Genomic DNA, 13,706 nt, shown 5'->3' on the forward strand with positions numbered 1-13,706 from the left:
CATGCAGATCGCCAACCATAACTTCATCGTCAGCGGCGCGGCCTCCGGCCTCGGTGCCGCCACCGCGCAAATGCTCATCCAGGCCGGCGCCCGGGTGATGCTGGTGGACCTCAACGCCGAGGCCGTCGCGGCCAAGGCCGCCGCCCTCGGCGAGCAGGCCCGCTACGCGGTCGCCGACATCAGCGACGAAGGCGCGGCCAAGGCCGCCGTGGATGCCGCCGTGGCCGCCTTCGGCAGCCTGCACGGGCTGGTCAACTGCGCCGGCATCGTCGGCGCCGAGAAGGTCCTGGGCAAGAACGGCCCGCACGGTCTGGCCAGCTTCAGCCGGGTGATCAACGTCAACCTGATCGGCAGTTTCAACCTGCTGCGCCTGGCCGCCGCGGCCATGGCCGAAGGCACCGCCTCGGCGGAAGGCGAGCGCGGGATCATCATCAACACGGCGTCCATCGCCGCCTTCGACGGCCAGATCGGCCAGGCCGCCTATGCCGCCTCCAAGGGCGCCATCGCCAGCCTGACCCTGCCGGCCGCTCGTGAACTGGCGCGCTTCGGTATCCGTGTGATGACCATCGCTCCGGGCATCTTCGAAACCCCGATGATGGCCGGCATGACCGAGGAAGTACGCGCCTCGCTGGCCGCCGGGGTGCCGTTCCCGCCACGCCTTGGCCGCCCGGACGAGTACGCCGCGCTGGCCCGCCACATCATTGAAAACAGCATGCTCAACGGCGAAACCATCCGTCTCGATGGCGCCCTGCGCATGGCTGCCAAGTAAGGAGTTGCAGATATGAGCCTCGTCAACGATCCAATCGTCATCGTCAGTGCCGTGCGCACCCCCATGGGTGGCCTGCAGGGCGACCTCAAGAGCCTGACCGCGCCGCAACTGGGCGCCGCGGCGATCCGTGCCGCCGTCGAGCGCGCCGGGGTCGCCCCGGACAGCGTCGAGCAGGTGCTGTTCGGCTGCGTGCTGCCCGCCGGTCTCGGCCAGGCCCCGGCGCGCCAGGCGGCGCTGGGTGCCGGCCTGGACAAGGGCACGACCTGCACCACCCTGAACAAGATGTGCGGTTCCGGCATGCAGGCGGCGATCATGGCCCACGACCTGCTGCTGGCCGGCAGCGCCGAGGTGGTGGTGGCCGGCGGCATGGAAAGCATGTCCAACGCGCCGTATCTGCTGGACAAGGCCCGCAGCGGCTATCGCATGGGCCACGGCAGGATCATCGACCACATGTTCTTCGACGGTCTCGAGGACGCCTACGACAAGGGCCGCCTGATGGGCACCTTCGCTGAGGACTGCGCCGAGGCCAACGGCTTCAGCCGCCAGGCCCAGGACGACTTCGCCATCGCCTCGCTGACCCGCGCCCAGCAGGCGATCAAGGACGGCAGCTTCGCCGCCGAGATCGTTCCGGTGCAGGTCACCGTGGGCAAGGAAAAGGTCCTGATCAGCGATGACGAACAGCCGCCGAAAGCGCGCCTGGACAAGATTCCGCAGCTCAAGCCGGCGTTCCGCGACGGCGGTACGGTGACCGCGGCCAACGCCAGCTCGATCTCCGATGGCGCCGCGGCGCTGGTGCTGATGCGCCAGTCCCGTGCCGCGCAGTTGGGGCTCAAGCCGCTGGCGGTGATCCATGGCCATTCAGCGTTCGCCGACACCCCGGCGCTGTTCCCCACCGCGCCGATCGGCGCCATCGAGAAACTGATGAAACGCACCGGCTGGAACCTGGCCGAGGTGGACCTGTTCGAGATCAACGAAGCCTTCGCCGTGGTCACCCTGGCGGCTATGCACAAGCTGGAACTGCCCCACGACAAGGTCAACGTGCACGGTGGCGCCTGCGCCCTCGGGCACCCGATCGGCGCCTCGGGGGCGCGGATCCTCGTCACCCTGCTGTCGGCCCTGCGCCAGAAGGGCAAGCGCCGCGGTGTGGCGGCGATCTGCATCGGCGGTGGCGAGGCCACGGCCATGGCTGTCGAGCTGGTGGATTGAGGTGAATCATGCTGGTCAACGATGAGCAACAACAGATCGCCGATGCCGCCCGGCAATTCGCCCAGGAGCGCCTGCGGCCGTTCGCCGAGCAATGGAGCCGCGAGCATCGCTTCCCCCGGGAAGCCATGGCCGAGATGGCCGACATGGGCTTCTTCGGCATGCTGGTGCCGGAGCAGTGGGGCGGTTGCGACACCGGCTACCTGGCCTACGCCATGGCCCTGGAGGAAGTCGCCGCCGGTGATGGCGCCTGCTCCACCATCATGAGCGTGCACAACTCGGTGGGCTGCGTGCCGATCCTCAAGTTCGGCAACGACGAGCAGAAGGCGCGCTTCCTCACCCCGCTGGCCAGCGGCGCCATGCTCGGCGCCTTCGCCCTCACCGAGCCCCAGGCCGGCTCCGATGCCAGCAGCCTGAAGACCCGTGCCCGGCGCGACGGCGACCACTACGTGATCAATGGCTGCAAGCAGTTCATCACCTCCGGCGCCAATGCCGGGCTGGTGATCGTCTTCGCCGTCACCGATCCGGCGGCCGGCAAGCGTGGCATCAGCGCCTTCCTGGTGCCCACCGACAGCCCTGGCTACCAGGTCGCGCGGGTCGAGGACAAGCTCGGCCAGCATGCCTCCGACACCTGCCAGATCGTCTTCGACGACGTGCGCGTGCCGGTCGCCAACCGCCTGGGCGAGGAGGGCGAGGGTTACAGGATCGCCCTGGCCAACCTGGAAGGCGGGCGCATCGGTATCGCCGCGCAGTCGGTGGGCATGGCCCGCGCCGCGTTCGAAGTGGCCCGCGACTACGCCCGCGAGCGCGAAAGTTTCGGCAAGGCGCTGATCGAGCACCAGGCCGTGGCCTTCCGCCTGGCGGACATGGCCACGAAGATCGCCGTGGCCCGGCAGATGGTGCATCACGCCGCGGCGCTGCGCGATGCCGGGCGCGCGGCCCTGGTGGAAGCCTCGATGGCGAAGCTTTTCGCCTCGGAAATGGCCGAAAAGGTCTGTTCGGATGCCTTGCAGACCCTCGGCGGATATGGCTATCTGAGCGACTTTCCGCTGGAGCGGATCTACCGCGATGTGCGGGTCTGCCAGATCTATGAAGGTACCAGCGACATTCAGCGCATGGTCATTGCGCGCAATCTCTGAACGGAGCAGCTCATGACGTACGAAACCATCCTCGTGGAAAACCGTGACCGGGTCTGCCTGGTCACCCTGAACCGGCCGCAGGCGCTGAATGCCCTGAACCGCCAGATCATCGGCGAACTGAACCAGGTGCTGGATGCCTGCGAGGCCGATGCCAACATCGGTTGCATCGTCATCACCGGCTCGGCCAAGGCCTTCGCCGCCGGGGCCGACATCAAGGAAATGGCCGAACTGACCTATCCGCAGATCTACACCGACGACCTGTTCAGCGATTGCGACCGCGTGGCCAACCGGCGCAAGCCGATGATCGCCGCGGTGTCCGGTTTCGCCCTCGGCGGCGGTTGCGAGCTGGCGCTGATGTGCGACTTCATCCTCGCCGCGGACAATGCCAAGTTCGGCCAGCCGGAAATCAACCTCGGCGTGCTGCCGGGCATGGGCGGCACCCAGCGCCTGACCCGCGCGGTGGGCAAGGCCAAGGCCATGGAACTGTGCCTGACCGGCCGCCTGATGGGCGCCGAGGAGGCCGAGCGGGCTGGCGTGGTGGCGCGCATCGTGCCGCAGGCCGAACTGCTCGACGAAGCGCTGAAAGTGGCGGCGGTGATCGCCAGCAAGTCGATTCCGGTGTCGATGATGGTCAAGGAATCGGTGAACCGTGCCTTCGAAGTCACCCTGAGCGAAGGCGTGCGCTTCGAGCGTCGGGTGTTCCATGCGGCCTTCGCGACCCATGACCAGAAGGAAGGCATGGCCGCGTTCATCGCCAAGCGCGAGGCGCAGTTCGAGGATCGCTGAGGAAACCACCGTAGGGGCGTGGCTTGCCCGCGAGGGACCGCAAAGCGGTCCTTCGCAGTGGTTCGTCACACGACAAGCCAGCTCCTACGAGGGTATTCGGGCCACCTGTCCCAGCAAGATGTACCGCCACCCCTCATCTCCCGCCGATTGAAATGCCGCTTCCATTCGACACAAGGAAGCTCGCATATGACCCTCAGTCCATCGCCCTTCGGGCAAATGGTCCTGAACACGCCGTTCTGCGGCCCCATCGCCCATCGTTTCGCCTGGCGTCCGTCGTTGCGCGACGTGGCCTGGTGCCTGCTCTTCGAACAGTGGCACCTGCGCGGTGTCAAGGAACAGGATCTCTCGGCGCTGCTGCTCTACCGCTTCGACGGCAGCGGCACGCCGCGGGTCGATGAGCTGGCCGATGTGCTGATCGAGTGTTTCTGCGAAAACACGCCGCTGGCCGTGGATGTCGACAGCGACTACCTGAGTTTCTTCAAGGGCGCGGAAACGCCGTTTCGCAGCAAGGTCGACGTGGTCGCGGTGCAGGCGCTGATCAACGAAAGCGCGCCGTACCTGCTGTCCACCTACCAGCAGGCGCTCTACGAGTACTGGGAAGTGGCGCGCCACGGCGAGGGCAATCCGCTGCACTGGCTGGCCACCTACCTGCATCAGCAATGCTCGGCCGTGATCGACCAGCAGTTTCGCGACGGCGCCCTGGACAGCCTGGAAGCGGCGACGGCGCGGGTCATCGCCAGTTTCCCGAAAGCGCAGGACCGCGCCCTGCTCAACAACCTGGTCGAGGTGAAGATCAGCCTGCTGGGGCAGGCCACCTGCGTCGAGCAGGGCCTCGATCCGGAACTGGCCAGTGCGATCCTCATCGAGCGCGAGGTGCCGCAACTGCAGCGCAACATGGCGCTGCTGTTCACCCTCAGCGGTGCGCTGCAGCGCTTCGACTCGCGCCAGGCCCTGGGCGCCGCGCTGCTCAATCGCTGCGCGGGGCAGGGCGATGGGCTGCTGTTGCGTGAGTATCCGGCCCCTGGCCCGGTGTTCCTGGCGCAGGCCCTGCTGTTGCGCGAGCAGCAGCAGGAACTGATCGGCGAACTGGCGCGGCTGCCGGCCTTGCCCGGGATGAGCGCGATGCATTCGTTGCTCCAGCGCCTGGACGAGGCTAGCTCGCTGCTGGGCGTATGCCAGGCCAGCCAGCGCGAGATGCGCGAGCGCTTCCGCCTGCAACTGCCGAGCTGGCTGGGCCAGGCCGCTGAGGCGCAGCGCCGCGACTACGCCGGACGGCTGCTGCGCCTGGCCTCGCTGCAAGAGGATGGCAACGGCACGTCGTTTCTCGACGGTGTCCCGGATGCCTTCGAGTTCGCCCGGGAAAAGCTCCTGGACGCGATGCGCAAGGAGCATCCGCAGGCGCCGCTGCCGAATCTCGACGATCTGCAACTGGTCAACCGCCAGGTCACCGCGGTGGCCGGCGGCAACGGCGGCGATGTGGTGGCGGAGGGTGAAGTGCAGATCGTCCGCATGAGCCCGATGCAGTTCGCCCTGGCCAACCTGGCGGTGTTGCGCCCCGGTTCGGTCAGCCTGCACAGCCTCAGCGGTGCCTCCCTGCCGGACTGGCTGACGGTGGATTACCTGAAGGACCTGGTGGCCCGCCTCGATGTGGGCGGCCAGTATCCGCCGCTGTTGCAGCGCCTGCTGCTCGACGAGCGCAGCGAGCGCGACCTGCGCCAGCGGCGCTTCAGCCAGCAGCTCTGCGAACAGGTGCCGTTGCTGGCCCTGGAAACCCGCCTGCGCGATCCCGCGGCCCTCGGTGCCGAGAGCCTGCGCCGCCTCGACGAGCTGTTCCTGCCCATCAACCGGAGCCCGCGTGATGCCGTGATCAGGCCGCTGTCGTTCATCGCCCGCTCCGGCGCGAGCCCCGACGTGGCGCAGAATGCCTGGCTGATCGAAGCGCCGGAGGTGGGCAAGGGGCCCTGCCTGCTCTATCGCCCCCTGCACCGTCAGGCGCTGTGCGAATTCGCCAGTCGCGAGGCCTTCTTCCAGGCCTTGTGCAAGGCCGGTGAACTGCAGGACGACATCCTCCAGCGCCTGCCCGTGGCGCGCCAACCGATCTACGCCCATGGCGGCTTCGCCGAGCCGCATGTGGTGCGCTTCTTCCCCGGCGACGAATTCTCCCTGCTCAGCGTGCCGGCGCTGGCCAAGCTGGGCGAGGCGGTGCTGCAGGGCAACCTGGCCGAACAGCTCTATCAGTCCTGCGCGGGCGAGCTGATCGAGCGCGCGCGCCGCGAAACCCTGTCCAGCAGCGCCAGCCGCTGGCTCGGCTACGAGGAACTGGGCTGGCTGATGTTCAATACCGTGCTGCCGTTCTTCAACGGCACGCTGGTCAAGGCAGCCTGGATGCTGCCGTTGTTCACCAGCCTGCGCCAGTTGCTGGCCGCGCCGGACGGCGCCGTGCAGGCCAGCGATCTGCGCCAGCTGCTGCTCAACCTGGCGTTGTTGCTGCTGCCTGAGCCGGTCTCCACGCTGGAGCGGCAAAGCGCTCCGCTGCCGACCCCGGGTGCGCTCGACACGACACGCATCGAAGCGGTGCTGCTGGCCTCGCCGCAACCGTCGAAGTGGCCGACATTCGGCTGGGGCAGCGCGGTGCTCAGCGCGGCGCAGCGCGATGCCCTGGCGGGCTTTCGCCGCGAGGTCGCGCCCGGGCAGCTCGGCGAAGCGCAGGACGCCGGCGATTACCAGGGGCTGTACCGCCATCAGCAGAGCTGGTGGGCCGCGCTGGACGGCGCGGTGTATCAGTTGGCCATCGATGCCGACGGGCCGCGCCTGGTCGATGTCGACGGCAACCTCGGGCCCTGGATTCGCGATACCGGCGGCGGGCGCTGGCAGCTGGATTTCGGCCTGCGCCTGCGCGGTGGCATGCCGGTCAACCGGCGTATCGCGCAACTGCGCGAGAGCAATCGCTAGCGCGTTCTCCAACTGGAGGAGAAACACACCGCGCTGCTCTCGCGCCGCCTGGAGTCCTCGGTACGGGTGCAGGACGATCTGGAGGAGGCCGCGCGCCAGGCACAACCGTCGATCACCCACCTGGAAAAGTATGCCGAGGACCTGCGCGAACAGGACCGCCTGCTGCTCGAATTCGACGCCAACCTGAGCGAACTGCAGCAGTTGAAGGCGCAGCCGGAATTCAAGCGCATGCATGCGCGCAACCTCTACGACCGCGCCGGCACCCATGCGCAACTGGCCTACGTGCTGCACTCCTGGTTCAGCGAACGCCACGCGGTCATGCGCGATCTGCGCCCGGCGGCCTCGCCGGAGGAGGAGCAGGTGCCGGAGCAGGTGGACAAGATGCGGCGAATGATGGACGCCTGCCGTCAGGCACGCCGCGATGTCGACGAACTGCTCGCCTGCCATGCGGTGATCGCCGACATGCGCAGGCAACTGCGCGAGATTCTTCCCGGCGGGCCGGCGCTGGCGGACAAGGCGGCGGAGCTGTTGAACAACGAGCCGAGCCTGCGTTCCTGGGTGTCGGTGGACCTCAGCCTGCGTTCGGCGATGATTCTCGATGTGGAGCGCAGCGGCGACTACGGCGTGCTCTACAGCGCCTTGCTGGCGGCACGGACCGCGCTGAGCATGCGCGACAGCCTGGACCTGAAGGATGCCTTCAGCGAGTCGGAGCAACTGGAAATTCTCGACAGCGTGGTCAGTCGCCTGGACTTCTCCCTGGAGAGCACCCGGCTGTACCGCGCCCTGCCGCGCAAGGCCGAGAACAAGCAGGCTCTGGATGACTTCAACGGCATCCTCGAACGGCTGCAGCGCGAGGCGCAGGACGAACTGGCCAGGCGCCTGCAGATGGTGCCGGAGCACAGCGAAGCGTCGGCGGTCCCCGCACCGGGCCGGCGCAAGCAGGTCCTGATCCGCACGCGCAACCGCGGGGTGGTGGTCGGTTCGCGGCGCAAGCCCGAGGGCGATCGGCCGGAAACCGTGGTGGTGATCGATCCGATCGACAACAGTGAGCTGGCGCGCTACGAAGAGAGTTCGGAGCCGGGGGTATGGCAACCGGTCGGTGACGTGCGCGGCGAGCCGGCGACACCGACGCCGGCGGCCCTGGCCACCCTGGTACGCCGCTCGACGCCGCTGCTCAACAATGCCGAGCGGCGCATCGCCAAGGTGCGCAGCCAGGCGAAGACCGCCACCGTCGGTGCCGACATCGAGGACATCCTGGTCCAGCAGGCGCGTCCCCTCGATGCCCTGGCGCAGCAGATCCAGGAAGCCCTGACCCGGGAGAACGCCACCGATGATTCGGCCGCGGGCATCGACGCCGCCCGCCAGTGCGCGCTGCTCGATGCCAAGGCCACGCAGATGCGCGAGGAGGGGCGGCGCCTGCGGGTCGAGATCCTCAAGCGCCAGGCGCCCACGGTGGGACAGATCGCCTGGTTGCGCAGCCAGGATGAAGTCGTCATCGCCAAGGAAGGGGAACGGGTCGCCCTGGCCAAGCGCAAGGGCTTCGCTCAGGACTACCTGCAGGAATTCGTGATCCGCGACAAGGACGGCAGTCCGCTGTGGTACGCGCATTTCCACTATGCCAGCGCCGACGCCCAGGTCAGCGACTTCAGCGCCGCGCATCTGAAGACCCGCGAGCAGCGCTATGACCGCGGGCCACAGGCCATGGCCACGCAGAGCAACCAGGCGCTGATCGAGGTGTATCGCAGCCGCATCGACAAGAGCAGCGCGCAACAGCTGTTCCTGACCCTCTGATGCACCGTTCCGGGGCCCGCGGGCCCCGGCTTTTCCCCTACTACCAAATGAGTAGCGGTTCCCTGCCAAGGGCTGATTCGTCGCGCCCGCGCGGCTGACTAAGATCCAGTCACTGCCCGTCATCCACGACGGGCGCCGCTCAGCAGAGGCCCCTCACCATGATCTACGCAGCTCCCGGCAGCCCGGATGCCATCGTTTCGTTCAAGCCCCGTTACGGCAACTACATCGGCGGCGAATTCGTCCAGCCGCTGAGCGGCCAGTACTTCAGCAACACCTCTCCGGTCAACGGCCAGCCGATCGCCGAGTTCCCGCGTTCCAATGCCCAGGACATCGAGAAGGCCCTGGATGCCGCCCACGCCGCCGCCGACGCCTGGGGCCGCACCTCGGTGCAGGATCGCTCGAACATCCTGCTGAAGATCGCCGACCGCATCGAACAGAACCTCGAAGTCCTGGCCCTGGCCGAGACCTGGGACAACGGCAAGGCCATCCGCGAAACCCTCAACGCCGACGTGCCGCTGGCCGCCGACCATTTCCGCTACTTCGCCGGCTGCATCCGCGCCCAGGAAGGCAGCGCCGCCGAGATCAACGACAACACCGCCGCCTATCACTTCCATGAGCCACTGGGCGTGGTCGGGCAGATCATCCCGTGGAACTTCCCGCTGCTGATGGCCGCCTGGAAACTCGCCCCGGCCCTGGCCGCCGGCAACTGCATCGTGCTCAAGCCGGCCGAGCAGACGCCGCTGTCGATCACCGTGTTCATCGAACTGGTCGGCGACCTGCTGCCGCCGGGCGTGCTGAACATCGTCCAGGGCTTCGGTCGCGAAGCCGGCGAGGCCCTGGCCACCAGCAAGCGCATCGCCAAGATCGCCTTCACCGGCTCGACCCCAGTCGGTTCGCACATCATGAAATGCGCGGCGGAGAACATCATTCCGTCCACCGTCGAGCTGGGCGGCAAGTCGCCGAACATCTTCTTCGAAGACATCATGCAGGCCGAGCCGTCGTTCATCGAGAAGGCGGCCGAAGGCCTGGTCCTGGCGTTCTTCAACCAGGGCGAAGTGTGCACCTGCCCGTCCCGCGCGCTGGTCCAGGAATCCATCTATCCGCAGTTCATGCAGGAAGTGCTGAAGAAGGTCAAACAGATCAAGCGCGGCAACCCGCTGGACACCGAAACCATGGTCGGCGCCCAGGCGTCCGAGCAGCAGTACGACAAGATCCTCTCGTACCTGCAGATCGCCCGTGAAGAGGGCGCGGAAATCCTCAGCGGCGGCAACGCCGAGCAACTGGCCGGCGACCTGTCCAGCGGCTACTACATCCAGCCGACCCTGCTCAAGGGCCACAACGGCATGCGCGTGTTCCAGGAAGAAATCTTCGGCCCGGTGGTCGGCGTGGCCACCTTCAAGGACGAAGCCGAGGCCCTGGCCATCGCCAACGACACCGAGTTCGGTCTCGGTGCCGGCGTCTGGACCCGCGACATCAACCGCGCCTATCGCATGGGCCGCGGGATCAAGGCCGGTCGTGTGTGGACCAACTGCTACCACCTGTACCCGGCGCATGCCGCGTTCGGTGGCTACAAGAAGTCCGGCGTCGGTCGTGAAACCCACAAGATGATGCTCGACCACTACCAGCAGACCAAGAACCTGCTGGTGAGCTACGACATCAACCCGCTGGGCTTCTTCTAACTCCGCTAACCCCTGTAGGAGCGCGGCTTGCCCGCGAAAGGACCGCAAAGCGGTCCCAGGCTGCACCGCTATCGGGGACCGCTGCGCGGTCCTTTCGCAGGCAAGCCAGCTCCTACGGGGGCCGCGCGAGGTATGTGTGCAGTAGTCGTAAAACCGTTCCAAAGTAGCATTCGCCCCGCACCGGAAACGGTGTATCACTAGACGCACCGCTATAGCGCGGTGCCAGAAGAGGATGGACCTATGTGGAAAAAACCTGCGTTCACTGATCTGCGTATCGGTTTCGAAGTGACCATGTACTTCGCCAACCGTTGATCCCTCTGGCGCCGGTCGCATTGCGACCGGCGCTGCCTTTGCCAGGGTCGCATTGCATTCCCTCCTCATTGCTTTAGGCTGGCGCTATCCCAAAAGAACAAGAAGGCGTTGTATGAGCCCGAATCTGAGCCAGTTGCGCAAGTTCGTTTCCCCCGAAATCATCTTTGGCGCCGGCTGCCGTCATCACGTCGCCAACTACGCCCGCACCTTCGGCGCGCGCAAGGTCCTGCTGGTCAGCGATCCGGGCGTCATCGCCGCCGGCTGGGTCGCCGATGTCGAGGCCAGCCTGCAGGCCCAGGGCATCGACTACGCCCTGTACAGCCAGGTTTCGCCAAACCCCCGTGTCGAAGAAGTGATGGATGGCGCCGAGCGCTACCGCAGCGAACAGTGCGACGTCATCGTCGCGGTCGGCGGCGGCAGCCCGATGGACTGCGCCAAGGGCATCGGCATCGTGGTCGCCCATGGCCGGCACATTCTCGAATTCCAGGGGGTCGACACCATCCGCGTGCCGAGCCCGCCGTTGATCCTGATCCCGACCACCGCCGGCACCTCGGCGGATGTCTCGCAGTTCGTGATCATCTCCAACCAGCAGGAACGCATGAAGTTCTCCATCGTCAGCAAGGCGGTGGTCCCCGACGTGTCGCTGATCGACCCGGAAACCACGCTGAGCATGGATCCGTTCCTCTCCGCCTGCACCGGCATCGATGCCCTGGTCCACGCCATCGAGGCGTTCGTCTCCACCGGCCACGGTCCGCTGACCGATACCCATGCCCTGGAAGCCATGCGCCTGATCAACGGCAACCTGGTGCAGATGATCGCCAACCCCGATGACATTGCCCTGCGCGAGTCGATCATGCTCGGCAGCATGCAGGCCGGGCTGGCCTTCTCCAACGCCATCCTGGGCGCGGTGCACGCCATGTCCCACAGCCTCGGCGGTTTCCTCGACCTGCCTCACGGGCTGTGCAACGCGGTGCTGGTGGAGCATGTGGTGGCGTTCAACTACAGCGCGGCGCCGGACCGCTTCAAGGTCATCGCCGAGACCTTCGGCATCGATTGCCGAGGCCTCAATCACAACCAGATCCGCCAGCGCCTGGTGGAACACCTGATCGCCCTCAAGCATGCCGTCGGCTTCCACGAAACCCTCGGCCTGCACGGCGTCAGCGGCAGCGATATCCCGTTCCTCTCGCAGCACGCCATGGACGACCCGTGCATCCTCACCAACCCGCGTGCCTCGAGCCTGCGTGATGTCGAGGTGGTCTATGGCGAGGCTCTCTGACCCCGACTCCGACGCCCTGGCCGGGTTGCTCGGGCTGAGCAACCACACCGTGCGCAAGAGCCACTACCCGGAGCTGGCCGCGCGTCTCGACGAGCTGGAAACCGAGCGCAACCGCTACACCTGGCTGTTCGAGCATGCCGTCCACGGGATCTTTCAGGCCAGCCTGGAAGACGGTCTGCGCGCGGCCAACCCGGCCATGGCGCGGATGCTCGGCTACGCCGATCCGCAACAACTGTTGCTGGCCCGCACCGATCTTGCCGGACACCTGTTCGTCGGTGGCGAACAGGAGTTGCTGGCCATCGCCCAGGAACTGCAGCGCGAGCGCGCGCTGCTGGGCTACGAGACACAATTGCAGCGCAAGGACGGCAGCGCCGTGGACGTGCTGATGAACCTGCTCCTGCGCCCGGACGAGGAGGGCGTGGTGGAAGGTTTCGTCGCCGACATCACCGAGCGCAAGCTGAGCCAGGAGCGCCTGCAGCAGCTCAACGACGAACTGGAACAGCGCGTCGCCGAACGCACCAACCAGTTGATCGAGGCCCGTGACGCCGCCCAGGCCGCCAACCGCAGCAAGGACAAATACCTGGCCGCCGCCAGCCACGACCTGCTGCAGCCGCTGAATGCCGCGCGCCTGCTCATCTCGACCCTGCGCGAGCGCAGCCTGCCGGCCGCCGAGCAGTTGCTGGTGGAGCGCGCCCATCAGGCCCTGGAAGGCGCCGAAGACCTGCTCACCGATCTGCTGGACATTTCCCGCCTGGACCAGGCGGCGATCAAGCCGGACCTCGACCTCTATCACCTCGACGAACTGCTCGGCCCGCTGGCGTCGGAGTTCCAGCCGGTGGCCGAAGCGGCCGGGCTGAACCTGCGGGTGCGTCAAGGGGCCTGGATGATCCGCAGCGATATCCGCTTGCTGACGCGGATCCTGCGCAACTTCCTCAGCAATGCCTGTCGCTATACCGAACAGGGCGGCATCCTCCTCGGCGCGCGTCGGCGCGGCCAGGTGCTGCGCCTGGAGGTGTGGGACAGCGGACGCGGCATCGCCGCCGACCGCCTGCACTCGATTTTCCTCGAATTCAACCAGCTGGATGTCGGCCGCGCCGCCGACCGCAAGGGCGTCGGTCTGGGCCTGGCGATCGTCGAGCGCATCGCGCGGATCCTCGACTGCCCGGTGCGAGTACGCTCCTGGCCGGGACGCGGCTCGGTGTTCAGCATCGACGTGCCGTTGTCGAGCGAGGCCCCGCGTCCCGTGGTCGCACCCGCGGTGCCGCTGCCGGCCCTCGGCGATCCCTTGCCGGGCCGTCGCCTGCTGGTGCTGGACAACGAAACCAGCATCCTCCAGAGCATGGCCGCGCTGCTCGGCCAGTGGGGCTGCGAAGTGCTCACCGCGACCGATCGCGAAGCCGCCCTGCAGGTACTGCAGGGCCGGGCGCCGGAGCTGGTGCTGGCGGACTTCCACCTCGATCACGGGGTCACCGGCTGCGAGGTGGTGCGCGACCTGCGCAAGCACTTCGGCAGTGCCATTCCCGCCGTGATGATCACCGCCGACCGCAGCGACCAGAGCCGTCGGGCCATGCAGCGTCTGGGTGCGCCGCTGCTCAACAAACCGGTCAAACCCGGCAAGTTGCGCGCGGTATTGAGCCAGTTGCTCGGATGAGCGGCCTTTGCCGTGCTTCACCCGAGCCCGCGTTTTTTGCTATAAACGCTGCCCCCGTACCCTGATGGTCGGGGATAAGGGGCTTTTCGGACAAAACCGCAGTCATTTCTGTTGCCCGGCATGAGGCTCGGCCTTAGACTGCCGCCCC

The 13,706-nt window shown here is 67.1% G+C and carries 10 protein-coding genes; all 10 read left to right on the forward strand.

What is annotated here, in order from left to right; translation table 11 throughout:
• The first annotated feature begins 1 nt into the window (after position 1).
• The 10 genes from CHB99_RS19375 (at position 2) to CHB99_RS19420 (ending at position 13,558) form a co-directional block, all read left to right on the forward strand.
• Positions 2-769 carry an SDR family NAD(P)-dependent oxidoreductase gene (locus tag CHB99_RS19375; RefSeq protein WP_042128317.1) on the forward strand — a complete coding sequence of 256 codons (768 nt, stop codon included), beginning with the start codon at positions 2-4 and terminating at the stop codon, positions 767-769.
• A gap of 12 nt (positions 770-781) precedes the next feature.
• Positions 782-1,975, forward strand: coding sequence for an acetyl-CoA C-acyltransferase (locus CHB99_RS19380; RefSeq protein WP_042128318.1), 1,194 nt, complete (start codon positions 782-784; stop codon positions 1,973-1,975).
• Positions 1,976-1,983: 8 nt separating this feature from the next.
• The gene (locus tag CHB99_RS19385) at positions 1,984-3,111 is read left to right on the forward strand and encodes an acyl-CoA dehydrogenase (RefSeq protein ID WP_042128320.1); all 1,128 of its coding nucleotides are present in this window, start codon (positions 1,984-1,986) and stop codon (positions 3,109-3,111) included.
• 12 nt (positions 3,112-3,123) lie between these two features.
• Entirely contained in the window at positions 3,124-3,897 is a 774-nt protein-coding gene (locus CHB99_RS19390) for an enoyl-CoA hydratase (RefSeq protein ID WP_042128322.1), read from the forward strand.
• Positions 3,898-4,083: 186 nt separating this feature from the next.
• A complete protein-coding gene (locus CHB99_RS19395; RefSeq protein WP_042128324.1) occupies positions 4,084-6,849 on the forward strand; it encodes a dermonecrotic toxin domain-containing protein in 2,766 nt (921 codons plus the stop codon).
• A gap of 66 nt (positions 6,850-6,915) precedes the next feature.
• Positions 6,916-8,640 (forward strand): hypothetical protein, encoded by a 1,725-nt coding sequence (locus CHB99_RS19400; RefSeq protein WP_042128326.1) that lies wholly within the window; start codon positions 6,916-6,918, stop codon positions 8,638-8,640.
• 158 nt (positions 8,641-8,798) lie between these two features.
• Entirely contained in the window at positions 8,799-10,319 is a 1,521-nt protein-coding gene (gene exaC / locus CHB99_RS19405; protein WP_042128327.1) for an acetaldehyde dehydrogenase ExaC, read from the forward strand.
• 240 nt (positions 10,320-10,559) lie between these two features.
• Positions 10,560-10,631 carry a pyrroloquinoline quinone precursor peptide PqqA gene (gene pqqA, locus CHB99_RS19410; protein WP_009394664.1) on the forward strand — a complete coding sequence of 24 codons (72 nt, stop codon included), beginning with the start codon at positions 10,560-10,562 and terminating at the stop codon, positions 10,629-10,631.
• 112 nt (positions 10,632-10,743) lie between these two features.
• The gene (gene ercA, locus CHB99_RS19415; RefSeq protein WP_042128329.1) at positions 10,744-11,907 is read left to right on the forward strand and encodes an alcohol dehydrogenase-like regulatory protein ErcA; all 1,164 of its coding nucleotides are present in this window, start codon (positions 10,744-10,746) and stop codon (positions 11,905-11,907) included.
• The gene (locus CHB99_RS19420) at positions 11,891-13,558 is read left to right on the forward strand and encodes a hybrid sensor histidine kinase/response regulator (protein WP_042128331.1); all 1,668 of its coding nucleotides are present in this window, start codon (positions 11,891-11,893) and stop codon (positions 13,556-13,558) included. The genes ercA and CHB99_RS19420 overlap by 17 nt, the downstream gene beginning before the upstream one ends.
• Positions 13,559-13,706: the final 148 nt, after the last annotated feature.

The organism is Pseudomonas japonica (genome assembly GCF_900188455.1).
Lineage (GTDB): Bacteria > Pseudomonadota > Gammaproteobacteria > Pseudomonadales > Pseudomonadaceae > Aquipseudomonas > Aquipseudomonas japonica.